27 protein-coding genes are annotated in these 26,134 nt (G+C 43.2%); 17 read left to right on the top strand and 10 right to left on the bottom strand.

Going from position 1 to position 26,134, the window contains the following annotated elements; all coding sequences use genetic code 11:
* Position 1 precedes the first annotated feature (1 nt).
* On the bottom strand, positions 2-1,168 hold the full coding sequence (locus RDN93_RS15415; RefSeq protein WP_308746342.1) for a FecR domain-containing protein: 1,167 nt from the start codon (positions 1,166-1,168) through the stop codon (positions 2-4).
* 76 nt (positions 1,169-1,244) lie between these two features.
* Positions 1,245-1,808 (bottom strand): RNA polymerase sigma-70 factor, encoded by a 564-nt coding sequence (locus tag RDN93_RS15410; RefSeq protein ID WP_308746341.1) that lies wholly within the window; start codon positions 1,806-1,808, stop codon positions 1,245-1,247.
* Between the two features lie 277 nt (positions 1,809-2,085).
* Between RDN93_RS15410 and dacB the strand changes: the two genes are divergently transcribed.
* Positions 2,086-3,492 (top strand): D-alanyl-D-alanine carboxypeptidase/D-alanyl-D-alanine-endopeptidase, encoded by a 1,407-nt coding sequence (gene dacB / locus RDN93_RS15405; protein ID WP_308746340.1) that lies wholly within the window; start codon positions 2,086-2,088, stop codon positions 3,490-3,492.
* A gap of 7 nt (positions 3,493-3,499) precedes the next feature.
* On the opposite strand, the gene RDN93_RS15400 is transcribed toward dacB, so the two are convergent.
* The 6 genes from RDN93_RS15400 to RDN93_RS15375 form a co-directional block, all read right to left on the bottom strand.
* Positions 3,500-3,919, bottom strand: coding sequence for a hypothetical protein (locus RDN93_RS15400; protein WP_308746339.1), 420 nt, complete (start codon positions 3,917-3,919; stop codon positions 3,500-3,502).
* Positions 3,831-4,211 (bottom strand): hypothetical protein, encoded by a 381-nt coding sequence (locus tag RDN93_RS15395; RefSeq protein ID WP_308746338.1) that lies wholly within the window; start codon positions 4,209-4,211, stop codon positions 3,831-3,833. Before RDN93_RS15395 ends, RDN93_RS15400 begins: the two co-directional genes overlap by 89 nt.
* Positions 4,204-4,686 (bottom strand): AAA family ATPase, encoded by a 483-nt coding sequence (locus RDN93_RS15390; protein ID WP_308746337.1) that lies wholly within the window; start codon positions 4,684-4,686, stop codon positions 4,204-4,206. The genes RDN93_RS15395 and RDN93_RS15390 overlap by 8 nt, the downstream gene beginning before the upstream one ends.
* Before the next feature lie 67 nt (positions 4,687-4,753).
* Positions 4,754-5,500: a TonB family protein gene (locus RDN93_RS15385; protein WP_308746336.1), complete on the bottom strand. Its 747-nt coding sequence runs from the start codon at positions 5,498-5,500 to the stop codon at positions 4,754-4,756.
* A gap of 85 nt (positions 5,501-5,585) precedes the next feature.
* Positions 5,586-7,085, bottom strand: coding sequence for an acetyl-CoA hydrolase/transferase family protein (locus RDN93_RS15380; protein WP_308746335.1), 1,500 nt, complete (start codon positions 7,083-7,085; stop codon positions 5,586-5,588).
* Between the two features lie 125 nt (positions 7,086-7,210).
* Positions 7,211-7,693 (bottom strand): ferrichrome ABC transporter substrate-binding protein, encoded by a 483-nt coding sequence (locus RDN93_RS15375; protein WP_308746334.1) that lies wholly within the window; start codon positions 7,691-7,693, stop codon positions 7,211-7,213.
* 336 nt (positions 7,694-8,029) lie between these two features.
* Between RDN93_RS15375 and miaB the strand changes: the two genes are divergently transcribed.
* Complete coding sequence (gene miaB / locus RDN93_RS15370) at positions 8,030-9,406, top strand: tRNA (N6-isopentenyl adenosine(37)-C2)-methylthiotransferase MiaB (protein WP_308746333.1); 1,377 nt, start codon at positions 8,030-8,032, stop codon at positions 9,404-9,406.
* A gap of 72 nt (positions 9,407-9,478) precedes the next feature.
* On the opposite strand, the gene RDN93_RS15365 is transcribed toward miaB, so the two are convergent.
* The gene (locus RDN93_RS15365) at positions 9,479-10,192 is read right to left on the bottom strand and encodes a helix-turn-helix domain-containing protein (RefSeq protein WP_308746332.1); all 714 of its coding nucleotides are present in this window, start codon (positions 10,190-10,192) and stop codon (positions 9,479-9,481) included.
* 442 nt (positions 10,193-10,634) lie between these two features.
* Here RDN93_RS15365 and RDN93_RS15360 point away from each other — a divergent pair, with 442 nt between their 5' ends.
* The 15 genes from RDN93_RS15360 to folK all read left to right on the top strand — a co-directional run bounded on the left by RDN93_RS15360 (position 10,635) and on the right by folK (position 25,836).
* Positions 10,635-10,955 carry a hypothetical protein gene (locus RDN93_RS15360; protein ID WP_308746331.1) on the top strand — a complete coding sequence of 107 codons (321 nt, stop codon included), beginning with the start codon at positions 10,635-10,637 and terminating at the stop codon, positions 10,953-10,955.
* Positions 10,943-11,833, top strand: coding sequence for a DUF4373 domain-containing protein (locus RDN93_RS15355; protein ID WP_308746330.1), 891 nt, complete (start codon positions 10,943-10,945; stop codon positions 11,831-11,833). Before RDN93_RS15360 ends, RDN93_RS15355 begins: the two co-directional genes overlap by 13 nt.
* Before the next feature lie 121 nt (positions 11,834-11,954).
* Positions 11,955-12,464, top strand: coding sequence for an HU family DNA-binding protein (locus RDN93_RS15350; RefSeq protein ID WP_308746329.1), 510 nt, complete (start codon positions 11,955-11,957; stop codon positions 12,462-12,464).
* An 86-nt stretch (positions 12,465-12,550) separates the two neighbouring features.
* Positions 12,551-13,087 (top strand): N-acetylmuramoyl-L-alanine amidase, encoded by a 537-nt coding sequence (locus tag RDN93_RS15345; protein WP_308746328.1) that lies wholly within the window; start codon positions 12,551-12,553, stop codon positions 13,085-13,087.
* Positions 13,084-13,179 (top strand): smalltalk protein, encoded by a 96-nt coding sequence (locus tag RDN93_RS15340; protein WP_005681936.1) that lies wholly within the window; start codon positions 13,084-13,086, stop codon positions 13,177-13,179. Before RDN93_RS15345 ends, RDN93_RS15340 begins: the two co-directional genes overlap by 4 nt.
* A gap of 143 nt (positions 13,180-13,322) precedes the next feature.
* Entirely contained in the window at positions 13,323-16,400 is a 3,078-nt protein-coding gene (locus RDN93_RS15335; RefSeq protein WP_308746327.1) for a hypothetical protein, read from the top strand.
* Positions 16,401-16,404: 4 nt separating this feature from the next.
* Positions 16,405-19,629 (top strand): RHS repeat-associated core domain-containing protein, encoded by a 3,225-nt coding sequence (locus RDN93_RS15330; RefSeq protein ID WP_308746326.1) that lies wholly within the window; start codon positions 16,405-16,407, stop codon positions 19,627-19,629.
* Positions 19,629-20,120, top strand: coding sequence for a hypothetical protein (locus RDN93_RS15325; protein WP_308746325.1), 492 nt, complete (start codon positions 19,629-19,631; stop codon positions 20,118-20,120). Before RDN93_RS15330 ends, RDN93_RS15325 begins: the two co-directional genes overlap by 1 nt.
* Positions 20,121-20,691: 571 nt before the next feature.
* The gene (locus RDN93_RS15320) at positions 20,692-21,591 is read left to right on the top strand and encodes a methyltransferase domain-containing protein (protein ID WP_308746324.1); all 900 of its coding nucleotides are present in this window, start codon (positions 20,692-20,694) and stop codon (positions 21,589-21,591) included.
* A 3-nt stretch (positions 21,592-21,594) separates the two neighbouring features.
* Positions 21,595-22,476, top strand: a complete 882-nt coding sequence (locus RDN93_RS15315; RefSeq protein ID WP_308746323.1) for a permease-like cell division protein FtsX — start codon at positions 21,595-21,597, stop codon at positions 22,474-22,476.
* Between the two features lie 21 nt (positions 22,477-22,497).
* Positions 22,498-22,752 (top strand): DUF3098 domain-containing protein, encoded by a 255-nt coding sequence (locus tag RDN93_RS15310; protein ID WP_308746322.1) that lies wholly within the window; start codon positions 22,498-22,500, stop codon positions 22,750-22,752.
* A 9-nt stretch (positions 22,753-22,761) separates the two neighbouring features.
* A complete protein-coding gene (locus tag RDN93_RS15305; RefSeq protein ID WP_022139148.1) occupies positions 22,762-23,553 on the top strand; it encodes an undecaprenyl-diphosphate phosphatase in 792 nt (263 codons plus the stop codon).
* Positions 23,553-24,275: a tRNA pseudouridine(55) synthase TruB gene (truB, locus tag RDN93_RS15300; RefSeq protein ID WP_308746321.1), complete on the top strand. Its 723-nt coding sequence runs from the start codon at positions 23,553-23,555 to the stop codon at positions 24,273-24,275. Before RDN93_RS15305 ends, truB begins: the two co-directional genes overlap by 1 nt.
* Before the next feature lie 17 nt (positions 24,276-24,292).
* Positions 24,293-25,351, top strand: coding sequence for a tRNA preQ1(34) S-adenosylmethionine ribosyltransferase-isomerase QueA (queA, locus tag RDN93_RS15295; RefSeq protein WP_308746320.1), 1,059 nt, complete (start codon positions 24,293-24,295; stop codon positions 25,349-25,351).
* Positions 25,351-25,836 carry a 2-amino-4-hydroxy-6-hydroxymethyldihydropteridine diphosphokinase gene (gene folK, locus RDN93_RS15290; RefSeq protein WP_308746319.1) on the top strand — a complete coding sequence of 162 codons (486 nt, stop codon included), beginning with the start codon at positions 25,351-25,353 and terminating at the stop codon, positions 25,834-25,836. The genes queA and folK overlap by 1 nt, the downstream gene beginning before the upstream one ends.
* Here folK and RDN93_RS15285 read toward each other — a convergent pair.
* Entirely contained in the window at positions 25,811-25,999 is a 189-nt protein-coding gene (locus RDN93_RS15285) for a hypothetical protein (protein WP_308746318.1), read from the bottom strand. The two genes, folK and RDN93_RS15285, sit on opposite strands and share 26 nt — an antisense overlap.
* Positions 26,000-26,134: the final 135 nt, after the last annotated feature.

Below are 26,134 nucleotides of genomic sequence, written 5' to 3'. Positions count from 1 at the left end.
ATTATTCATTCTTTTTCTCTATTGCGTCTATTCTCCTGTCCTGATGGATTTTGAAGTCTAGTTCATTTGTCAGGTGCAGGATATTGAGTATTTCTGCGAGTGGCTGTTTACGTGACAATATGCCGCTATAGCGTATATCTTGTATATCTTCGCTTACATTGATGTCTACATTATACCAGCGGGACAGTTCATTCATGATAGTACCGATTGTCTCGCTATGGAAGACGAACTTATCTTCCGTCCAACCAATGATAGCGGATATATCAGCTTGCGCTGTGCTGTAATCGCGTGTCGTTTTATGGTAAGTGAACTGTTCGCCTGGAGACAATGTGGCGAGAATCTTCTGTCCTTCGCGTACGTTGACCGAACCTTCAACCAAAGTGATGGATACATTTCCTTCTTCTTCATAAGCCTTAATATTAAAGGTAGTTCCTGTGACTTGTACATTCAGCGTGCCGAGCAATACATTGAAAGGTTTTTCCGGATTATGCTTAACTTTGAAGTATGCCTCTCCTTTCAATTCAACCTGGCGTATATGCTTTTTGAAATGGGTAGGAAAGAGCAGTTCGGAAGCTGTATTCACTTGAATCTCTGTTCCATCCTCCAGCGTCAGTTTGTATTCTCCACCTGTCGGAACGGATAGTTTGTTGAACTGGTTGTCGGGCTTCAGTTCGATAGCGACATTTCTTTTTCCGTCCAGCGTGCTTCCAATCAGTTGGTTGCCTTGGACAGTCAGATTGCTTTCTGCCAGTTCCACCGGCTCGTCATTCTGCGCGATAAGTGAAATCTTGGCAGGTTCGGGTACGGATGCCGCCCATTCAGCGACAATTTTTTCACTGTTTCTCATCCATAACCATGTGGCTGCCGTTCCGAGGATTAACAAGAAAGAAGCTGCAATACCTATATTATATATAATACGTCTGCCGAATCTTTTTGTCGGAAGGGTCAGTCGGCTGCTGACTTCTTCCAACGCCTGTCGGGTATCAATGGAGTCGTGGAAGGAGATTTCCTGCGACAGGTTCTCTTGCTTCCGTATTTCTTCGTATAGTTCGGGTGACTCCTCTTTCCACTTCTGAGCCAGCAGTGAAGTCGAGGGCTTGCCGGTGCAGATTTCTTTAGCCAATTCTTCGGCTATCTGCATACTTTCTTTGAGCTTTTGGTCTGTCATTTATATAACGAAATTTGTGTTATTCTATAAGTAAAACAACACAAGATGGATGTAGTATGATATAAAATTCAATTTTTTATAAAATAAGTAGCAGAAATCTTAATTCTTCCAGTTCGGCGCGTAGTCGGGCGTATGCGTGCATCTTATGTGTCTTTACTGTGGGGACCGATATCGACAGCAATTCAGCTATCTCCTGGTTGGACTTATTTTGAAGGGAAAGAATAATAATTTCCTGCTCGCGCGGAGTGAGTTCCTTGATTTTCCGCCGTACCATAAAAGATACTTCCTCACGGATAATATTTTCCTGGATGAATTCCTCGCTTTGCATGACCTGTAACTGGCTTTCGGCATAGCGGTCTTTCACATCCTCATGTTTCAGGTGATTGAGGCAGCGGTTGGAGATGGAACGATAGAAAAAGGCCTTGATGGTTACAATGGAAGTGAAATTTTCCCGTTGCTCCCAAAAAGCGATGAAGACATCCTGAACAATGTCGCGCGCCTCTTCCACATCCAGGCGATACCGGCAGGCGAAAGAAAGAAATAGAGTATAGTATTTCTTAAAGAATAAATCAAACTCTTTCTTGTTTTCTACTCTATTTGTTCCGAAGTGGTCGATATTATTTTCTTGAGGTATTATCATTCAGTTATACTGTTCTGTTTTAAAAAAGACTGTATATACACTAGACTTTTTTAGGGCATCCTCTTCTCTACGTGCTACAAAAGTAAATATTTCCTTTTATCAGATAAACTTTTTTGGTGTTTTTTTCTGTTATTTTCTTTTCTGCTGTCATTTGTTTTCCCCGAACACTAACTATTTGTTACCAAGCTCTCTCTTTTGTTTTTTGTCGGATTCCAGGCAAATTCGGTCGGGAAGTGTTATATTTGCGGGGGTGATTCGATTCATAAACCGTTTTTGTATGAAGAAAGTTCTTTTATTAGTCACGTTGTCCGTCTGTCTGTTGCCCTTGTGGGCACAAAGGGATTTTTCGCAGATAGATTCGCTTATTAAAAAGATGCTTCCCGAAGCATCCGAAGTCGGCATATCCGTTTATGACCTGACGGCGAAGAAGCCGTTGTACAACTACCGTGCGGAGAAACTTTCCCGCCCTGCTTCTACCATGAAACTGCTGACGGCTATTACCGCCCTCTCCCGTCCCGATGCGAACGAGCCTTTCCGTACGGAAGTATGGCACGATGGCGTGATAGAGCATGATACACTTCAAGGCAATCTATATGTCGTGGGTGGATTCGACCCCGAATTTGACAGTCAGGCGATGGATTCGTTGATAGAAAAGGTAGTCACTTTCCCTTTTTCCGTGATTAACGGGCAGGTGTATGGTGATGTTTCGATGAAAGACTCCCTCTATTGGGGGCATGGATGGGCGTGGGACGATACCCCTGCGGTCTATCAACCTTATCTGTCCCCGCTCATGTTCTGCAAAGGAACGGCGGAAGTCTCTGTGATTCCCTCTACCCTGCAAGGAGATACGGCAAGCGTGTCCTGCAAGCCTGTCTCTTCTTATTATACCCTGACCAACCGGACAAAGACACGTACTTCTTCTGCCGGAAAGTTCTCTTTCTCAAGAGACTGGCTGACGAACGGGAATAATCTCGTTGTTTCGGGCAATGTTGCTTCCATCCGAAAAGATAATGTCAATATCTATGATTCTCCTGCTTTTTTTATGCACACTTTCCTCGAGCGTCTCCGTGCAAAAGGTATCATCGCTCCCCAATCTTATGCATTTGCGGAATTACCGCGCGACAGCGTTCATGTGGAGCGGATGGCAGGTTGGAATACATCGGTACAAAAAGTCTTGAACCAATTGATGAAAGAGAGCGACAACCTGAATGCGGAAGCATTCCTCTGCCGCCTCGGGGCACAGGCGACGGGAAAGAAACAGGTGGCTGCCGAAGACGGAATCGTAGAAATCATGAAGTTAATCCGCCGCCTGGGGCACGACCCGAAAGACTATAAGATTGCGGACGGATGCGGGCTATCCAACTATAATTACCTCTCTCCCGCCCTGCTGGTCGATTTCTTGAAATATGCATATTCCCGGACGGGAATCTTTCAGAAACTCTATAAGTCTCTCCCCGTGGGCGGTGTGGACGGCACATTGAAAAACAGGATGAAAAGTGCGCCCGCTTATCGGAATGTTCATGCCAAGACAGGCTCGTTTACTGCCATCAATGCGCTTGCGGGCTATCTGCGAATGAAGGACGGGCACGAAGTGGCGTTTGCCATTATGAATCAGAATGTACTTTCGGCTGCTAAGGCAAGGGCGTTTCAGGATAAGGTTTGTGAGGTGATTATCGGACGGTAACCCCATGTCAATACATTAATCCAAATAGCCAAAGTGGAATCTCATTGTTGAATCCTATTTCTATATTATCAAGAGCCAGATAACCGTTCTTCACTCCGGTTAGTTGTTTCTGCGTTTTATTTTTGCCGCCAATCTCGAAATTATATGTTTCATTCAAAGTAAAGTCTATTTGGGAAGAATAGGTAACTTTGCATTTTACGATGGTTTGATTGAAAAAGAATGTTTCCCGGACATTTCCTATATCCGTCTTTTCTCCTCCCAATGCATAGGTATAATTAGTATTGCCTAGATATATCTTTTCTGGTTTTGCCAGTTGTTTGATGCCGGAAGCCTCTTTGTCAAGTAGCAGGAGAGCTTGGGCTTTTTGGAGATAGGATAGATAATTCAGCAGGCTGATGCGGCTGACTTCTATCTCTTTGCTGAGCATTGATATATTGGGGATATAGGTAGGGCACAAGACCGGCAAGAATGGCAAACAGTTTTTTTATTTTACCAATGGAGTAATAATCTATTTTTTCAGTAGGAGGTAAGTCTACGTCCAAAATTGTATTCAAAGTGGTGAGCAGTTTCTCGTGATATAATATTTTATCTTCTTTATAAAAAGGGTAATAGCCGTAAGTCAGGTATTCATTGAATGCCACAAGCGGTTTATGTTCATGGCTATTTCGATATGTCTTGTCAGGATGTCGGGAAGTGTAAGTGCTTCCATTTTTATCCATATTCAAATTGTAGGAATTCACGAAAAGAAAGGCCGTGCAAATGATAGGTGACAGCTCTTCTTGAGAGGTCTGCTTCACCTTTGTGTATTTCCAATAAGGAAGACCCTGTGAATACTATTTTTATATCCGGATAACTGTCATAGATGTTCTTTATTTCCCTTGACCAGGTAGGGTATTTGTGTACTTCGTCCAGAAACAAAGCTTTTCCTCCCATTTTCTGAAACTCGTCAGCCAGTTCGAATAAGGAGTGGGTGGTGAACCATATATTGTCTAATGAAACGTAGAGCACTTCGTTGCCATAACCGGGATAATGCTCTTTTATATATTGGAGCATGAGAGTTGTTTTTCCTGTTCCGCGTGCGCCTGTTATGGCTATCAACCGGTTGTCCCAGCGAATTTCATGATACAGGTATCTTATGAAATCCAATGAAACCCGTTCCTTAAGTTGATAGAATGTGGTGAATAATTGTTTCATAGAAATAGTTTGTTGATTCTTCTACAAAAATACAATTATATCCGTTTGACCAAGAATCCTGTAAATTCTATATTCTTTTTTTATGAGCATATTCATAATCTATTATTATTGCAAAATTAATCGACAGCCTTTGCCGGGTTTCTACAGGGCGGCTTCGTTGGATGGCGGGTTTCCAGTTTGGCATATCCCGGATGATTCTTATGGCTTCTTCATCTAAAGCGGGAGATACACCTTTGACTATCTTGGGATTTTTAACGGTTCCTCTTTTGGTGATAGTAAATTCAACGGTGACCTGCCCTTCCTCTCCCTTTAGAAAAGCTTCTTCAGGATATTGTAAAGCTTCGGTAAGATACTTTTCCAACCCTTTCGCTTTGCCGGGAAATTCGGCATTTTGTTCTATTATTTCAAAGTTATATGTGTCATCTTCAAAGACGTCCGTTGTATCGCACATGGTGTAGCGGTTTCTGACAATTGTTATTTCGTGAAGATTGTAAGGTTCCGGCTCCATTCGTATAATTAGTCCCGATGACTGATTTTTATCTAATTGCAACTCGGTCTTTTTCATTCCCATATGCGAACAGTAAATAGTTTCTTTGTCTTTTGCCATAATGGCAAACTTCCCTTGTTTGTCTGATATTGTTCCCCTTGGAACGCCCGGTATATAAATATTTACTGCTGATATAGCCTTGCCTTCGGAGTCAATTACTTTTCCGCTGAATTTTTGGAATTCTATTTCTTGGGCAAGAGAAGGCATGATATTGGCGATACATAGCGAAATACATAATAGCAGTCTGTTGATAGTCGGTGTTTTCATGTCTATTTCAATATGAAATAGGTTCGGTTATATCATATTGATTATAAGCCGAACCTATTTAACGTTTTATATTTGCAACATTTTCTTACCTGGCATATTCAGCCCAGTCCGTATTCTTCATGTCACCGCTCTTAGCCAGCTCTGCGTGCATGCCGAGTGCAGCCTGGATGGCGTGCGGAGTCTGCGCCTTGCCGCCGGCCAGCTTGAGATAATCCCAAAGCAACTGCTTGTAGTCAGGATGCGCACAGTTTTCGATGATGGCTTGCGCGCGTTCTTTCGGGCTCTTGCCGCGAAGGTCGGCAACACCTTGTTCGGTGATAACGATGTTGACGTCGTGCTCCGTGTGGTCGTGGTGGGATACCATCGGCACGATGGCGCTGATTTTTCCCTCTTTGGCCACCGACGGACAGGTGAAGATAGAGATGTACGCATTGCGTGTGAAGTCTCCTGAGCCGCCGATACCGTTCATCATCTTCGTACCGCCGATATGGGTTGAGTTCACGTTGCCGTACAGGTCAACTTCAATAGCTGTATTGATAGAGATAACACCGAGTCGGCGCACGATTTCCGGGCTGTTGGAGATTTCCGACGGACGGAGCACCAGCTTGTCACGGAAGAAATCCATATCATTGTAAATGCCTTCCAGACAGTCGTTGGTGACAGTCAGCGAGCAGGCACTTCCGAATTTGATGCGTCCTTCGCGAATCAGGCCGATTACGGAGTTCTGAATCACTTCGGTGTACATTTCGAATGCGGGGATTGTCTTGTCACGTCCCAGTGCGCCGAGCACGGCGTTGGCGATGTTTCCTACGCCCGATTGCAACGGAAGGAAAGAAGACGGGATGATGCCGCGCTTCATGTCCGCAGCGAGGAAGTCGGCAACGTTCTGCCCGATTTTGTCGGTCAACGGGTCGGCGGCGGCGAAAGAACGTGCTTCGTCCGGCCAGTTGGTTTCCACTACACCTACGATTTTCTTCGGATCTACTTGGATATAAGGCAGTCCGATGCGGTCGTTCGGTTTGTAGATAGGTATTTCGCGGCGGTAAGGCGGGTCGAGCGGTTCGTACACGTCATGCAGTCCCATGCAGGATTTGCTGTGTGCGCTGTTCAGCTCCACGATAATCTGGTCGGCCAGACGGCAGATAGTCGGGGAAATACCGCCGGCAGCCGTCAGGTAAATCTTTCCGTCCGGAGTCACTTCGCAGGCTTCGATGATGGCTACGTTCACTTTGCCCATGAATCCGTAGCGCACTTCCTGCGCCATCTGTGAGAGGTGTATGTCGTTGTAGGCAATCTCTCCGTTGTTCACGGCCTTGCGGAAATCGGAATTTGTGGTATAAGGAGCACGGTAGCGGATAGCTTTTACACGTGACAGCACGCCGTCGCAAGACTCCCCGGTAGACGCACCTGTAAAAATACCTACCTGAAATGGATTTCCTTTGGCATGTTCCGCTTCCGCAATCTTTGCGAGTTCTGCTGTAACAGCCTTGGCCGTTCCTGCGGGAGTAAATCCGCTCAGGCCGATGTTGTAGCCATGTTTGATAAGGCTTGCAGCTTCTGCTGCCGAAATAAGGTTGAGTGACATAAATAGTATAATTTCGTGTTAAAATACAGTTGATATTTTATGGTTAATTATTCGCTTTATTGTAAAGGCTTCATGTACGGGTTACGCTACTTTCCCGTGCCTGAAACATGCCCTCGTAATTCCGGTCAGTATTTCCGTTGAAGTATCTCTCCCCATATAATAGCCCGGCGGGCTTCTTCAGCCGAATGAATGGTGAAGTCTTCTTTCTTGTCTGATGATTCGTGAGGAGCGTCGTAATGAGCGCCTTGCCTGGTGTTCAGTGCATCCTGTGCGGCGCTGTTCGCTATGGATGCGGCAACGGATACTTCTTCTTTTTTCTTTTTCTGCTTCTGCTTTTGCTTTGGTGCCTGCCTGAAAGCTTGTTGTGAAGACCTTTTCGGAGTCGGCGGTTCGACGGGTATGGGGCGGAGCAATTCGTCCAGCGACTTGGGGCTGCCCCACGCTTCGGGCATGGGAACATCGTCCGGCTCTATTTGAGTAGGCGACGGTATGGGGGAAGCGGGGCGTTTGTTAGTAGCTTTTTTTGATTTACTATTCTTATTCACCTCTTTGAATATTCCCACAAGAATGACACCTGCTATCAAGAGAAATTTCAAGAAATCTTCCATTGTGTTTCACTGCTAATTAGTAATCTGCCAAAGATACGTATAAAATCCGGTTCGGACTAACTTTTTATTATGAAAAAAGGGCAGCTTCACAGCTCCCCTTAATTTTTTTAACCTAAACCTTAACTATGAAAAAATCTAATGTTTCTTTCATTGCACAAATGTGAAAAATAAAATTAAAATTGCCAAGAATATCACCGGAAAATGTTTATTCCCTTAACATAAATTACAAGTTAGCATTCTAAACCATAAGTTTTTGCGTTATTTTTGTGCCAATTTACCACTTATTGAAAGCGAAGCCGTATCTTTGCAGCCGAATCTTTAATTTATAATTTGAATATGAACGAATTAACGGGAGCGGACTTTAAATCCGCAACTGAAACGACCGATGACAACAAGAAGTTGTTTATCGAAACTTACGGCTGCCAGATGAACGTGGCCGACAGCGAGGTGATTGCCTCAGTGATGCAGATGGCGGGATACTCCGTAGCCGAAACGCTCGAAGAGGCCGATGCCGTGTTTATGAACACCTGTTCCATCCGCGACAATGCGGAGCAGAAGATTCTGAACCGCCTGGAATTTTTCCACTCGCTGAAGAAAAAGAAGAAGCACCTGATTGTAGGTGTATTGGGATGTATGGCCGAGCGGGTGAAGGATGATTTGATTACGAATCATCATGTCGATCTCGTAGTGGGTCCGGATGCCTACCTGACCTTGCCCGACCTGATTGCTGCCGTAGAAGCCGGCGAGAAAGCAATCAACGTGGAGCTTTCCACCACCGAAACCTATCGGGACGTGATTCCCTCGCGTATCTGCGGCAATCACATTTCCGGTTTTGTGTCCATCATGCGTGGCTGCAACAACTTCTGTACCTATTGCATCGTCCCCTACACCCGTGGACGCGAGCGCAGCCGTGACGTGGAAAGCATCCTCAACGAAGTGGCGGATCTCGTGGCGAAAGGTTATAAGGAGGTCACCTTGCTGGGACAGAACGTCAACTCCTACCGTTTCGAGAAGCCGACAGGCGAAGTGGTCACCTTTCCGATGCTGCTCCGCACCGTTGCCGAAGCTGCTCCGGGCGTACGCATCCGTTTCACCACCTCTCACCCGAAGGATATGAGTGACGAAACATTGGAAGTAATCGCGCAAGTGCCCAACGTATGCAAGCATATCCACCTGCCCGTGCAAAGCGGCAGTTCCCGCATACTCAAACTGATGAACCGTAAATATACCCGCGAATGGTATCTCGAACGGGTAGCCGCCATCAAGCGCATCATTCCCGACTGTGGACTGACAACGGACATCTTCTCCGGTTTTCATTCTGAAACGGAAGAAGACCATGCCCTGTCCCTCTCCCTGATGGAAGAGTGCGGATACGATGCCGCTTTTATGTTCAAATATTCCGAGCGTCCGGGAACGTATGCTTCGAAACATCTTGAGGACAACGTGCCGGAAGATGTGAAAGTCCGCCGCCTGAATGAAATTATCGCCTTGCAGAACCGCCTGTCTGCCGAATCCAACCAGCGTTGCATCGGCAAGACGTATGAAGTCCTCGTGGAAGGCGTCTCCAAGCGTTCGCGCGAGCAACTGTTCGGCCGTACGGAGCAGAACCGTGTCGTAGTGTTCGACAGGGGTACGCACCGCATCGGCGACTTTGTCAATGTACGTATCACGGAAGCCAGCTCGGCTACACTGAAAGGGGAAGAGGTGGATTAACGATTAGTGGTTAACGGGGTAGTGATTAGTGAGTCCGTTAATCACTAATCACTACCCCGTTAACCGTTATCTTCACATCATCATGTGTCTTCTGATGGAGAATTTCACGATTGCCATCGCATTGATGGACGCGAATGGGATATCCATCGGTTCGTGATGCGTATTGTAACTCACCAGTTTGATGCATCCTTCCTTCTCCGACCGGTTGGCGTATTTCACCGCCAGATACTCGTCTCCGTCAATCATGAACGACACCAGGTATATTTCCCCGTAGATGACATTGTCGAAACTGCTGATTTCCTTATATCCGATGATGTCCCCCGATTTCAGTATGGGATACATGCTGTCCCCGCTTACATACACCGCCCCGTCGCAGACGGAAATATTCGGAATCAATATCTTTCCCAGTGCGTACTGCTGCTTGTTGGTGAATAATGTCTTCAGATTTGCCGCTGCTGTGATGTCGTATAGCATCACGCTCCGGTCATCTACCGGTTCTACTGTTTTAGGATTGTGTATAATCTCCACTTCTCCCCTTGCCAGTTCGCTTTCGCAGAATCTCGGCTGGTGCTTCGGATTTCCTTTTCCCAATAGCAGCCAGTTGTAGTCCACCGTATTCCCCAGCTTATTAAGCAGCAGGCGGAAATCTATGCTGTTTCGTGCGCACCAGTTGGATACTGTGCCACGTGAAACACCTAAATATTCAGCTAATTCACTGTCGTTTTTGAAGTTCAGAGCCTGTTTGGCACGCTTCACGATTCCTGTAACATCCAGAAATGTATCCATTCTATTATCGTTTAATTTTGATGTAAAAATTCATAAACTCGCTAATTGCTCATTGATAATCTGTTATCTACTTTTTGAAAATTAATTTCTAAAATCTTTTGTTTTCTATATGAAAACTATCTTATCTTTGTAGCGAAGAAATCAGAAACATGTTTCAAAATTATAAATTTAAAATAGAAAAACCATGAGAAACTACAAAAAGTTTACGAAAGGTTGTAAAATACCTCATCCACCGCCTTTCTAAGAAAACCGTGCCGGATGGACGGAAGCAATATTGAGCCCGTTTGCAGCATCTATATATCCTGCGTGTAGCATCTATATATCCAATGTGCAGCCGATATATCCCCAATATACAGCAACTATATGTCCTGTGCGCAAGCTATATATCTCCAATATACAAACAGAAATTTAAATATGAAAACTATAAAAACAGAAAAGCAGTATGGAAACCATCATGAACCAATCTCTGTACATCTGCGGATGTTGCAAGCGGGAGCTTCCACAGGAAGCCTTCTATATGAGCCAGCGTACCCGGACTCCGGACAACTACTGCAAAGAATGCCGTAAGGCAAACGCACGCAGGCATCGTAATCAGGACAAAAGTATATCATTTGAAAACAAACCCCTTTCCTATCCGGTGATAACCGAGGTGAAGGATTATGCTTTACGTATGTTTCTCATCCGCCATGCCCGGCAAGTGGTGGCGGACAGCATCCGCCGGAAGCAGGAAAAGGAAAAACTACGCGCACTATGGGAAGAATAAAACGGGGACTGGATTATTTCCCCATGAGCACCAGTTTCATGCACGACCGCATGGTGCGTCGTGTCATGAAACGTGAAGGTGACGCCGCTTTTGCCACATTGGTAGAAACGTTGTCGTACATCTATGCCGGAAAAGGGTATTATATCTCTGTCAATGATGAGTTTTACGACGAACTGACGGACGGCCTTTACAGTACGGATATGGATGATGTGAAACGTATCATCGCCTTGTCCGTGGAATGTGGGCTGTTTGATGCCGGGCTTTTCCGGCAATACGGCATTCTTACTTCCGCAGACATTCAGCGGCAGTATCTCTTTATCACCAAGCGCCGCAGCAGCTCGCTGATAGAACCGGCTTACTGCCTGTTGGAAGCAGAAGAACTTGCATCCTACCAATCTTCTCAAAGTGGCAAGAGCAGTGCGGATGATGCTGTTAACAAAACAGCTTATGATGTAACGTCAACTGGTGATTCTGTAACATCAAGCACCGGTTCTGCAACAATGGAAGCCGAAATTGCGACATCGGGTACACAAAACAAAGAAAAACAAACAAAAACAAATCAAAACAAATTAAACCACCTCTCTGACTCTCCTCAAGGAGAGGACGGAGGAGGAAAAAATTTGAAAAGAAGGAGGGTGATGACGCAGGAAGACATTGACAGTCTGCAACCACCGTGCGACGGCATGCAGCGTAACTTCGAGGGACTGCTGGAGAGCCTTCGCTCTTATAAGATTCCGCCTTCCGAGCAATATGCCATTATCCTGAAAAGCAACTTCGGAGCTATCGGACACCCGGTGTGGAAGGGTTTCAGCAACATCCGGGGGAGTAATGGGAAAATCAAATTGCCAGGACATTATCTTTTGAGCGTAATTAATTAATTTATGAACGCACTTTGAAAAAATGATTGGGTCAGTCTGAAAAATACCCGTATCTTTACAGTGTCATTAAGCTTAAGGACAAAACTAAACTAATTTATCAACACAAAAAACTATTACAATTATGCCAGTATTGTACAAACCCTTCCAGTCGGTTCTGGAAGACAAAAACAAAAAGAAACTATTTCATCCCCGTGTGATATACACGGCCAACGTGACAACTACCCAACTCGCCAAAGAGATAGCCGCTTACTCGTCTCTCTCCACGGGTGACGTGAAGAACACGCTTGATAACCTGGTGACAGTGGCTGCACAGCACCTGCAGGCATCGGAAAGTGTAACGCTTGACGGCTTCGGAACTTTCCGCATGGTGATGAAGTCCAACGGAAAAGGTGTGGAACTGCCGGAAAAAGTATCGGCTGCCCAGGCTTCCCTTACCGTCCGCTTCCTGCCCAACTATACCAAGAACCCCGACCGTACTACGGCTACCCGCTCTTTGGTGACAGGCGCCAAGTGTGTCCGTTTCGACCTTGCCGATACCTCGGCTTCGGGTGGCGGAAATGGCGGTAAACCCGATGGTGGCGGTTCAGACGGTGATGGCGGGGAAACTCCGGACCCGGATCCGGCAGCATAAACTGTCTGTATGGCGCAACACAAACACGAATGACTGACTAACTAAACGAAGTTTTAACTAGACTAGTAAACTAATTATCCACTAACATGCGAATTATCAATTTAATCGTGGTGCATTGTAGCGCCACGCGGGGGGATTCTACACTCTCACCGGAAGCTTTGGACTTGATGCACCGGCGTCGCGGGTTCAATGGAACAGGCTATCATTATTACATCCGCAAGGATGGAACGTTGCACCTCACCCGCCCGCTCGAACGCATCGGAGCCCACGTGAAAGGCTTCAACACTCACTCGATAGGTATCTGCTATGAAGGTGGTCTGGACTGCCGGGGACGCCCGGCAGATACCCGGACTCCGGCACAGCGCTCCACGCTCCGGCAGCTCGTCGGGCAGTTACAAGAGAGATTTCCCGGCTGCCGGATATGCGGGCACCGCGACCTGTCGCCGGACTTGAACGGAAACGGTGAGATAGAACCGGAGGAGTGGATTAAACAGTGCCCGTGCTTCGATGTGGCGAAGGAATTCAAGGATTTCGGAGAATTCACAGCACAGGCGGAGAACACGGAAGAACACAGAGTGACACAACACACTAAAGAACAGAAAGGAGGTAAATTATGGCAATGAAGAAATCAGTATGGGATATGATCCTGAAAGTGGTTATCGCAGTGGCTTCGGCTTTGGCAGGCGTTTTGGGCGCTAATGCGATGAATTTGTAAGAGAGTGTTTTGATTTATAGGGGATTATAAGAGAGCAAATATTTATATAAAACTATTTTATGGATGTTGGTTGTCTTGCAATTTGAGGTCAACTATTGGTCTCTTAAATCCCCTTCAATTATTAATAAAATATTTATTTGTATATGAGATATTTAAGTTTTTTATTTTTTTTCTTACTGAGTTCTTGTGTTGTAGTAAATGCTCAAGAAAGAGTCTCTAATGCGAGGACAGTCAGTGGAGAGCGTAATATTTTTGCAGAACCGCATACTGTTGTGATTCCTCCCTCTCCACAATCTCAAATATTTGAACAGTATATTAATCATCGAGTGACGGAATATAACGGATTACCCGAAATCAATATTCCTTTGTATACAATTAAGATTAAAGGACTGGAGATTCCTATTATGTTGTCTTATCATGCTTCAGGTATCAAATATAAGCAATTCGATGGAGATATTGGGGCAGGTTGGAGTATTAATGCCGGTGGGTATCGAGTTAGTCGTACCATTTATGGTCGGCCTGATGATGAATACGATTTTTATGATAGTGAATTGTTTCACGACCGTTTGCTCCATCGTACTTCTTCTTATAGTACTGATTCGCTTGTTGCAAGTGTTTGCTTGGGACCTGCAGAAGCTCAGGATGTGGAACCACATGTGAAACCACACTTGAAAGATAGTGAATATGACCAATTTGTGTATATAGCTCCTACCACTAGTGGTCATTTTATTATTAATGACAGGCAAACGCATCAAGTAGATGTTTTGAGTGATAATCCGGACAAGGTAAGGCTATTTCATGATACCCGCCTACGTCATATAGATGTTACTGATGGTAATGGCTTTTCCTATTTATTTGGTTATTCAGATATGTCAGGTGCTGCAGGAGAAGTTGTATATGATTCAAAACTTGGATATAATGTAACAACCGGATGGGCTTTGTCAAGTATACAATCCCCTTATAATGAGAATGTATTATTTAAGTATGGTCAATATCAAGCTTATACAGCACGTTATTTGGCTAAGTCTTATACATTGACAGATGCACCTGAACATTGTTCGCTAAATTATCCATTGTTTATGAATCCTAATCTCATTACTTGGAATGGTTTGAAATGGGATAATCAGGCTGACTATTTCAAGCCTTCCGATCTTTTGCTTGTTAATTCAATTGAGACAGATCAAGTTGTGGTTTCATTTACTCGTGGTAGAAAATATTCTTGCTTTGACCATGGGGAATATACTCCTTCTGTTTGCGGTGAATATGTCTTGACAAAAATAACTGTAAAAGACAAAAACAGTGGGAAGTATCTCAGAGTGATATCATTTGATTATGGGCTTTCTCCTCAAAATGCTGATGACTCTACGGATTTAAAGCCTTGGCATCGTTTGTTGTCTTCGATTTCAATAAAAGATGGCATGGATAAACCAATACAAAAATATAAATTCGGGTATAATGATGCCCCTGCTGGTAGTGGCTCTTTTCCTGATCTTTGGGGGTATTACAAAGAAGATCCGTATAGAGAAAATGAAGTAGATGGTTCATATCGTGATTTATTTTTTGATACCATATTCAATAATGATCAAATAGTATCAACCATATCTAACGGTTGGATAGTTTCGAAAATGAAATTAGGTGATATGTATGATGGTATTCGGAGATACAATCGCTCAGTAATTGATAAGGTCCCAGATTACTTCTCATTGAAGTCTATTCAATATCCAACTGGAGGAATAACCCGGTATTTTTATGAGAGTAACGAATATAGGAATGGAATAAAAGGTGGAGGATTGCGAATTAAAAAGATTATTTCTGAAGGAGAAAAGCCTGTTACTACTGAATTTTTCTACGGTAATGGTGTATTGTCAGGTGGTTTCTCTGATTTTAAAAGATGCTTTGCTGAAGAATATCACTATTTTTCAACCTATATTAATACTTTTGGTCAACCAGAACCTTATCTTTTAGGAACCTCTCAGTCTATAAAAGTTTATGGAGGTAACCCTTTGGATATGAATGCAGGTCTATTTATGAAGATATATTATGATAAGGTAATAACCAAACAATATGATCAGGCAACTCAAGCTTACATTGGGCAAACAGAGTCTCAATATTTTAGACAATTACCGGAATATGAACTTAGCTATGAAAATTCCATGCCAAATTTTAAAGCTAATGGGACGTTTCATGTAGATAACTATGTTGGTTATGGGAGGGAGCATGTACAAATATATCGGTTTGGATTAGAGCCTAGATTATTATCTCGTACAGTCTACAATCAGGATAGTGTAATGGTCAAAAACGAACAGTGGGAATATTCTATTTTGGAGCGTTCCTCAAGGGAGGGGCTTCATGCAAAACAAAAAATATTCTTTGAAAATTATCCAGGACAAAGTAACTCTCCAAGTAATTATGAGCATTATAAAATTATTCCTTATATATTCGATTCTGGTTTTTATAATATTGAATATTGTAAAGAGAAACCTGTCTCTTATACACTAAAGCAATATGACCAAGATGGACAAAACCCTGTAGTTGTTTCCACCAGTTACGAGTATGATTCAATAGGTCGTGTGAAAGGAGAAATAACCGATTATGGAAATAATAGTCAAAAAGAAGAATGGTTTACCTATCCTGCTGTTAACAGCTATCTTTATAATCGCAATATGTTACAAACCATTGTAGAGAAGGTTAATAAAGAAAATCAAATAGAAACGGAGAGATGGCGTTATCATTTTCCTGATCATGTCGTATATCCTGATAGCTTATTTCATTCTAATGGAGCAGAGATGCGTTTAGAATTTACATTTGATAAGTATGATTTTTGCGGAAATTTGTTGCAATACACACGTCTTGATGGAGTGAAAGTTTCTTATATCTGGAGTTACGAGCATAAATATCCAATTGCAGAAATTGTAAATGCCTCTTTGGAAGATATTTATGCTTATATATCTTCATCGACCTTGGAAAATATAGCTTATAAAAGCGAACCTTCAGCAGGTGATTGGGAAACTTTAATTTATTTGAAGGAACAGCTGAAATCGGCCCATATCACTATTTATAAGTATAAGCCATTGGTGGGAATGACAGAAAAGATAGAACCCTCCGGATTTACTACTTGCTTTCATTATGACAATTTCGGTCGTTTGATACAGACTGCATTTAAAGAAGAAGGAGTAGAACGTATGGTTCAATCTTATGAATATAATTATAGCATACGATAAAATTATGAAACAACTATATATACTATTTATTTTTATGGGGTTGCTATACCCTGCAATGCAAAGTTATGCACAATCTAGTTTTAATTATTTAAGAACAACTAGTGCAATCTCGGATGATGGTACGGGGCGTATTAGTACTTCCTATTATGATGATTGGGGGAGATTATGGGAGGATGTCCAACAAAACGTAGGTCCGTTTAATCAAGATCGTATAACTTATTATGAATATGATTGTAGAAGTCAATTGGAAAAAGCATGGAAGCCGGTGATTGTTAATTATAACTTTGGTAATATTTATCCTACTAGTTTGCTGAAAACGGCATATAAGAATTACTATGGAACTGATGAGATACCTTATTCGCTTACTACCTATGAGAATTCTCCTCTTTGTCGCTCTGTAAAAAACATAGGTGCCGGAGCTCAATGGCATAATAATGATAAGGCTCAAAAGACGAGATATCTGACGAATAATAGTGATTATCCATGTCGGGCAATTACTACAACAGAAGATCGCCAATTAATTCTATTAAATATTGGGCAATTATATTCTAATGGCGAGCTATTAGTTACGGAATCGGAAGATGAGGATGGCAAGTTGCAGTATGAGTTTAGAGATAAGCGAGACCGTGTAATAATGACAAGGCAGCTAGATAACGAAGAGGCTTTTGATACCTATTTTGTTTATGATAGTTATGGCAATTTGCGTTCTGTGCTTCCTCCTATGGCTGCTGATGTTTTGGTGGAAGATTCGATATTGGATGAATCTAATGAAATTATACAAAAGTATGCATTTCTTTATAAATACGATGCTCGTAACCGTTGTATTGCAAAGAAGCTTCCTGGATGTGAATGGGAATATTTTATTTATGACATGTCTGACAAACTTATCTTTTCACAGGATGGAAATCAGCGCTCACAGGCTATTCCCAAATGGACTTTTTATCTCTATGATGTTTTTCAGCGAATGGTATTAAAAGGTGTATGTGTATGTTCGAATGGTCAACTTGGTGATATTGTCTCTACACTCGTAACCTGTGTTTGGGATGGAGAGGAAGGTATAGATCATAGTGGGTATACAGCAAATATTGAACTCAATTCGCCTGAAGTACATATTGCTAATTATTACGATGGTTATGAATTCTTAGCTCGTTCAGGTTTTTCAGCCTCTCATTTTCCTGCGGCGACCATAAATGCTAAGGGATATTTGACAGGAACGGTAAGCCGTATATTAGGAAGTGATGTAGATTCTTTCGTTTACAAGGCTTTGTATTATGATTTGCGTGGACGTGTTGTGTCTCAGGTAACTAATAATTGGGGGAAATATGATCTGATTCATACTGATTATACGTTTACAGGAAAGCCTTTGCATGTACGAATAGAGCACTTGCACGGCAATGCGGTACATACGGAGCAATATAGTTATACCTATGGTTATGAAGAGCGCCTTGATAAGGTTGAATATCAGATTGATGACAGAACTCCTATTGTAATGAGTGAACAACATTACGATGATTTAGGACGTTTGTCAGAGAAGTTATTTCATAACGGTATGTATTTAAATCATTACACTTACAATATTCGTGACTGGCTTACCGGTATTAATGGTACTCATTTTTCACAGTCGTTGCATTATACGGATGGTATTGGCAATCCTTGTTACAATGGAAATATCAGCAGCATGACATGGAGTACGGATTCTCTGATAACCAAAGGGTATACGCTTACGTATGATGGACTTTCTCGATTGAAGAACGCCGTTTATGGTGAAGGACCGTTATTGTTTGACAATCCGAACCGCTTTAACGAACAGGTGACAGATTACGACAGGAATGGGAATATTCTCGGCCTGTTACGTTGCGGTCGGACTTCTACAGATAGTTATGGTTTGGTAGATAATCTGAATCTTGTCTATGACGGCAATCAGTTACAATCGGTATCCAACAACGTTATCCTTTCCGCTGCATCCTCCGGAATGGAATTTAATGATGGAGCCCACTCGTTTACGGAATACGTTTACGATGCCAACGGTAATTTAGCGAAAGATTTAAATAAGAAGATCATTGATATCCAATATAATTGTTTAAATTTGCCATGTCGGGTTAAGTTTGAGAACGGAAACAGTATCTCTTATCTTTATGATGCCAACGGAACGAAGCTTCGCACCACGCATGTGATAGGCAATGATAGTACCGTTACGGACTATTGCGGTAATGTGGTCTATGAAAATGGAACTCCTAAGATGCTGTTGACCGAAGCCGGCTATGTTTCGCTGAATGATAATAAGTATCATTACTTCATCCAAGATCACCAGGGGAACAACCGTGTGGTTGTAGACGAAGATGGAAAGCTGGAGGAAGTGAATGACTATTATCCGTTTGGAGGACTGATGGCTTCTTCTTCTGGTGGTGTTCAGTCTTATAAGTATAACGGCAAAGAATTGGATAGGAAATGTGGTCTGGATTGGTATGATTATGGTGCAAGACATTATGATGCTGCGTTGGGCAGGTGGCATGCGGTGGATCCGATGGCGGAGAAACATTATTCGATTAGTCCGTATAATTATTGTGGCAATGAACCTATTGGTAGAATTGATCCCGATGGTGCAGATTGGCGTGTTCAAACACACTACAATGAAGAAACTAAAAAAATAGAATATCATATAACTGTGAATGCTGTGCTGTATAACAATTCCAATATGCGGAACGTTGATATGCAAAAACTGGCGACCAACATAACAGAACAGATAAATAGTACATACAGTATAAATGATAATGATTTTGTTTCTAAAATGGACTTCAAATTGAGAGTGGTGAATTCTGTAGACGAAATTAATGATTCAGACCATATTCTTCAGATTGTGAATCAGCGAGATTTTAGAAACACCGGATTGAAAGAAAATAAGATAGCTGCGGATTCTTATCTATCCGGATTAGGTATCCGGTTAGGAACTGATCTTATAGCAGAGATGCAACAAGGTAGAAATGGTAGAACCGTTGCGCATGAATTGGGACATACCGGGGGACTAGGGCATCTGAATGATGATCCACGAGATAGGAATAATTTAATGATGCAGGCTTATTATGTTTGGCTATTTAAAGGTGATTACAACAATGCTACTCAGCTAAATCATGATCAGATAAGAATGATTAGAGATAATTATATTCATAAACGCCTACACCAAGGTTCTCCTTTACGAAGAAATTGGTGGGGTAAAAAACAATTGAGGTGATGAAAAAGATTCTGATTTTTATTACTGTGCTATTACTATTATCATGCTGTGCACATGAAGGAAAAGATGTATTTTCTATTTATGTAAATTTTGTAAATAGAAAGCCAAATGATCGTAATGGTGAAGATTACATTAAATTGTGGGTAAATGATACACTATTATTTAGTGATACTTATTACACAAATTGTGTAGAAAGTACAATGACTAACATGATGGATGCCGTAAGAGGCATGCATCTTGCTGACATTGAGAAAAAGAATAGAGACTGTTTGAAAATCAGAATCCGTGCCATATCTTTAGATTCCATATTATTTGGAAATAAACGTGTACTGGATTCTACTTTTTATTACAGAATTGATCGTATTTCAGGAATGGTAATTGTAGACTCGAGGATGTGTCCGGAGGGAGAAAGAGATTCTTTTCGTCTTTTTGACCCTGATAATAATTTCTTTTGTTGGTATATTGAAGATTTGGTAGTGGGAGGAAATTAATTTTTCGGTTTTAAAAAGTAAGATTTTATCTACTCCCTGTTTGTGTCTTACCCTGATATAAGTTGACTGAGAAAATAGTCCATTTGTGTCAGGGTATTCGTATTATTGTAATTACTGCCTTATTGGTATTAACTTTTTCCACTTTGGTTATATCGAGGAGTTATGTATGAAATTTTATTGCCGATTTATGGAAAAACTACTAAGGCAATTTTAGTAGGAACAACTGGACTTACTTCTTGGAGTAAATATAGTTTTAAAACTCGATCTTATTTTATTCTTTCAGTGAGAAGGGAAAATGTATGAGTATAATGTAAATATTGGGGTCGATGACTCCTTGTATCATTTAGGAGATACGGTTGATATCTTATATTTGGAGGTGCTTCCTTTTATAAATTCTCGCATTAAAGATGTTAAGTAGATTAATAGTTCTCATTAACCTGACTTTCTAATCTTCTATTAAAAGTCCTTAATAAAAGCCCGCTACATCACTTTTTATTTGTTTCTTTGCACCAAATTCGGGTATAGTGTTGTCTTGTGGTTTGAGGCAGCACTTAATTTTGCTTAGAAATTAATGGAGAAACTCAGTATAAATGCTTGTCCGGTGTGTGGCAGTACGCACTTGAAACGCGTCATGACTTGTACGGATTTTTATGCTTCGGGCGAACAGTTTGAACTGTATTCGTGTGAGGACTGTGGATTTATATTCACGCAAGGCGTTCCCGTAGAGGCAGAGATAGGCAAGTATTATGAGACTCCCGACTATATCTCCCACACGGATACGCGCAAGGGCGCGATGAATAGCATTTACCATTATGTACGTTCCTATATGCTGGGTCGCAAAGCGCGCCTGGTAGCCAGAGAGGCGCATCGTAAGACGGGGCGCTTGCTCGATATAGGTACGGGAACCGGTTATTTCGCTAATACAATGGTGCGCCGTGGCTGGAAAGTAGAAGCGGTGGAGAAGAGTCCGCAGGCACGCGAATTTGCGAAAGAGCATTTCGAACTGGAGGTGAAGCCCGAATCGGCTTTGAAGGAGTTTGCTCCCGATAGCTTTGATGTAATCACCCTTTGGCACGTGATGGAACATTTGGAACATCTCGGCGAAACTTGGGAGATGCTTCGTGAATTGCTGACAGAAAAAGGCGTGCTGATTGTGGCAGTGCCCAACTGCTCTTCTTATGACGCGCAGCGTTACGGTGAATATTGGGCGGCTTATGACGTTCCCCGGCATCTCTGGCATTTCACACCGGGCACTATACAGCAGTTGGCTTCCCGTCACGGATTTATTATGGCGGCGCGTCATCCGATGCCGTTCGATGCGTTCTACGTATCCATGTTGAGTGAGAAGCACCGCGGCAGTTCGAGTAGCTTTCTGAAAGGAATGTATGCCGGAACGCTTGCCTGGTTCAATGCTTTGGGACGGAAAGAGCGGAGTAGTTCTATGATTTACGTATTCCGGAAAAAGAGATAGCGCATGGGAAGTAAAAACAAATATAAGTCAGGGTCGGTTTTCGACATGCAGTTCATTACGTCGAGTATCAGTACGACGCTGGTGTTGCTGCTGTTGGGGCTGGTTGTCTTTTTCGTGCTTACGGCGCATAACCTTTCCGTGTATGTCCGTGAGAATATCAGTTTCTCCATTCTCATCAGCGATGACATGAAGGAAGCGGATATTCTGAAACTTCAGAAGAAGCTGAACAAGGAATCTTTCGTGAAGCAATCCGAATATATCTCCAAGAAGCAGGCTTTGAAAGAGCAGACGGAAGCGATGGGCACCGACCCCGAAGAGTTTTTGGGATATAACCCTTTTACCGCTTCCATCGAAATCAAGCTGCACTCCGATTATGCCAACTCCGACAGCATCGCGAAAATAGAGAAGCTGATAAAGAAAAACTCCAATATACAGGACGTGCTTTACCGGAAGGAACTGATTGATGCCGTGAATGACAACATACGGAATATCAGCTTGGTGCTGCTCGCTTTGGCAGTGGTGCTCACTTTTATATCCTTTGCCTTGATAAACAATACGATAAGGCTTGCCATCTATTCCAAACGGTTTCTCATCCATACAATGAAACTGGTGGGGGCGAGCTGGGGATTCATCCGGGGGCCGTTTCTCCGGAAGAACGTATGGAGCGGGATACTGGCAGCCGTGATTGCCGATGCCATATTGATGGGGACTGCCTACTGGGCTGTGACGTACGAGCGGGAATTGCTTCAGGTCATCACTCCCGAGGTCATGCTGGTTGTATGTGCGAGTGTATTGGTGTTCGGGATTGTAATAACGTGGCTGTGCGCCTATTTCTCCATGAACAAGTATCTGAGAATGAAAGCGAACAGCTTATACTATATTTAATTCAAAAAGAAAAAATAAACTATGTCTGACAAGCGGAAATTTGCCTTTGATAAAGTGAACTTTATCTTGCTCGCGATAGGAATGGCGATTGTTATTATCGGTTTCCTGTTGATGTCGGGGCCCTCGTCGTCCGAAACGGTTTTCGAACCGGATATTTTCAGTGTACGCAGAATAAAGGTGGCGCCCGTCGTTTGCCTGTTTGGTTTTTTGTCTATGATATACGCCGTATTGCGTAAACCTAAAATGACCGAAGTGCCTAAAATTAAAGAAGAATAAAAAGAAATTATGAGTTGGTTAGAAGCATTAATCCTTGGACTGATTCAGGGATTGACTGAGTATTTGCCCGTAAGCAGCAGTGGTCATCTGGCCATCGGGTCGGCATTGTTCGGGATACAGGGTGAAGAAAATTTGGCATTCACGATTGTGGTGCATGTGGCTACGGTGTGCAGCACACTGGTGATTTTATGGAAGGAGATAGACTGGATTTTCCGCGGGTTGTTCAAGTTCCAGATGAACGATGAGACGCGGTATGTCATCAATATATTGATTTCAATGATACCGATTGGTATTGTAGGAGTGTTCTTTAAGGATTATGTGGAAGCGATTTTTGGTTCGGGACTGCTGATTGTGGGTTGTATGTTGTTGTTGACTGCCGCCCTGCTGACTTTCTCTTATTACTATAAGCCGCGCCAGAAAGAAAAAATCTCGATGAAGGACGCTTTGATTATCGGTATCGCACAGGCTTGCGCGGTCATGCCGGGGTTGTCTCGTTCGGGTTCTACCATTGCTACGGGACTTCTGTTGGGTGATAACAAGGCGAAACTGGCACAATTCTCTTTCCTGATGGTTATTCCGCCTATCCTGGGGGAAGCGTTGCTTGATGGAATGAAGATGATGAAAGGCGAAGATGTGGTAGGTGATATTCCTGCGTTGTCGCTGATTGTCGGCTTCCTGGCTGCTTTCGTGGCAGGTTGCCTGGCTTGTAAGTGGATGATTAATGTGGTGAAGAAAGGAAAACTGATCTATTTCGCTATCTATTGCGCGATAGCAGGATTGGTAACGATTATATTGAGCTGATGAATTTTAAAAAAGGAGAAGTACTGTTTTTTAATAAGCCTCTTGGCTGGACTTCATTTAAGGTGGTAGGGCACGCCCGCTATCATATTTGCCGGCGGATAGGGGTGAAAAAACTGAAAGTCGGTCATGCCGGCACGTTGGATCCTCTTGCGACAGGGGTAATGATTGTATGTACAGGCAAGGCTACGAAGAGAATAGAAGAGTTTCAATATCATACGAAGGAGTATGTTGCTACGCTCCGGTTGGGGGCTACCACGCCGTCGTACGATTTGGAGCATGAGATAGATGCCACCTACCCTACCGAACATATCACGCGGGAGTTGGTGGAAGAGGTGCTGATGCGCTTTATCGGTACGATAGAACAGGTTCCTCCTGCTTTCTCCGCTTGTATGGTGGATGGAAAGCGTGCTTACGAACTGGCGCGGAAAGGCGAGGAAGTCGAACTAAAGGCGAAGCAGCTTGTTATCGACGAGATTGAATTGCTGGAATGCCGCTTGGATGCTCCGGAGCCGATGATTCAAATACGTGTCGTATGCAGCAAAGGAACGTATATCCGTGCATTGGCACGCGACATTGGCGAAGCGCTTCATAGCGGAGCTCATCTAACCGGACTGATTCGTACCCGTGTGGGGGATGTCCGGTTGGAAGATTGTCTGAATCCCGAACACTTTAAAGAGTGGATTGACGGACAGGAAATAGAAAATGAGGAAGAAAATAATTAACGTAATAAGGAATAGATATGAAATTATCACAATTCAAATTTAAGTTACCCGAGGATAAGATTGCCCTGCATCCTACGAAATATAGGGATGAGTCTCGTTTGATGGTGTTGCATCGTAATACAGGTAAGATTGAGCACAAGATGTTTAAGGAAGTTTTGGACTACTTTGATGACAAGGATGTGTTTATATTCAACGATACGAAGGTATTCCCAGCTCGTTTGTATGGTAACAAGGAGAAGACGGGTGCCCGTATCGAAGTGTTCTTGTTGCGTGAGTTGAATGAGGAACTTCGCTTGTGGGACGTATTGGTAGACCCTGCCCGTAAGATCCGTATCGGTAACAAGTTGTATTTCGGACCGGACGATTCAATGGTGGCCGAAGTTATTGATAATACTACTTCCCGTGGACGTACGCTCCGTTTCCTTTATGACGGACCTCACGACGAATTTAAGAAAGCTTTGTATGAATTGGGTGAAACTCCCCTGCCCCATACTATCATCAACCGTCCCGTAGAGCCGGAAGATGCGGAACGTTTCCAGTCTATCTTCGCTAAGAACGAGGGTGCGGTGACTGCTCCGACTGCCAGCCTGCATTTCAGCCGTGAATTGATGAAGCGTCTGGAAATCAAGGGTGTGGACTTTGCGTATATTACTTTGCATGCAGGTCTGGGTAATTTCCGCGACATCGACGTGGAGGACTTGACGAAACATAAGATGGATTCTGAACAGATGTTTGTAGACGAAGCAGCGGTGAAAACCGTTAATCGTGCGAAAGATACCGGTAAGAATGTGTGTGCGATAGGTACAACGGTGATGCGTGCTATCGAAAGCGCAGTCAGCACGGACGGTCATCTGAAGGAGTTTGAAGGATGGACTAATAAGTTTATCTTCCCGCCATATGAATTTACCGTAGCCAATTCAATGATTTCCAACTTCCATATGCCGCTTTCTACATTGTTGATGATCGTGGCTGCTTTCGGCGGTTATGAGCAGGTGATGGATGCTTATCATGTAGCATTGAAGGAAGGCTATCGCTTCGGTACATACGGAGATGCAATGCTGATTCTGGACAAATAATGGCAAAAGTATATATAGGGCTCGGCACAAACCTGGGAGACAAAGAACAGAATCTCCGGGATGCCGTGCAAAAGATAGGAGAGCAGATAGGGAAAGTGGTTTCCCTGTCTGCTTTTTACGTTACCGCCCCTTGGGGCTTTGCTTCAGAAAACAGTTTTCTGAATGCGGCGGCTTGCGTAGAAACTGAGTTGTCCCCATTAGCTGTATTGCTGGAGACGCAAGTGATTGAGCGGGAGTTGGGGCGCACGAAAAAGTCAGTCAATGGTGAATATAGCGACCGTCTGATTGATATTGACCTGTTGCTCTATGAAAACTTGGTGTTGTCTGTGACCTCTCCGTCCGGAGCGGAACTGAATCTCCCTCACCCTTTAATGACAGAGCGTGACTTCGTGATGCTGCCGTTGGCGGAGATTGCGCCGGATGTGGTGCACCCGGTATTGGGAAAAACGATGAAAGAACTTATTTCTTCTTCCTGTCGGCAATAAATCGCGGCAAGTATGCCAGACAGCCTATCAGTATTGCATACAGCAACTCAATATCCCGGAACTCACGGTTGATGAAGTGACAGACAATGGCGTAAATAGCAATCGTGAATCCGACATAGAGTGCCAGCACGAAGAGAGTTCTTACTTTCTTATTTAGAATCATTTTAAATTTATTTATGTGTTAAATACGGGTCAAAGATACTCATTATCTCCGAAATCTCTTTATCTTTGCAACCGAAATGGAAGTGTGGACAGATTTGAGTAGCTTGCAACCACGGAAAAAAATGCTAAAACACGT

This window comes from uncultured Bacteroides sp., from assembly GCF_902491285.1.
Classification (GTDB): Bacteria; Bacteroidota; Bacteroidia; order Bacteroidales; family Bacteroidaceae; genus Bacteroides.
This window is presented reverse-complemented; position numbering and strand designations above follow the sequence as displayed.